At 44.3% G+C, this 309-nt stretch carries 1 protein-coding gene; it reads left to right on the forward strand.

The genetic code is table 11. The features are described from left to right. The coding region (locus AC1RP4_RS07910) for a hypothetical protein (RefSeq protein WP_481763260.1) at nucleotides 1–309 on the forward strand (309 nt) is incomplete at both ends.

Genomic DNA, 309 nt, shown 5'->3' on the forward strand with positions numbered 1-309 from the left:
AGTCTATTCTGACTCAGCAGAATTCAGCTGCTAATGCAAATGCTATAGCGGAAACTCTGCTACTTACACAGGCTACTTTAGTCAAAGCCAATGCAGTAGCAGAAACCTTGCTCACGGTTGCGCCGAAAAACATACAAGACACGTATGTTCAGATGGAAATAATTTCAGGCGGTTTGATTCCTGCGAATGACTATGGAGTTAAGCTTGAGGTGATTGCAGGGCTTCCATATGACACACAGGATGGATATGTGACGCTAGAGATTATAGCGCAAACCACGCTGACGCCAGCAAAACCGATGACAACAATAA

The sequence above is a fragment of the Dellaglioa sp. CoH-56-MRSF-10 genome (genome assembly GCF_056782175.1).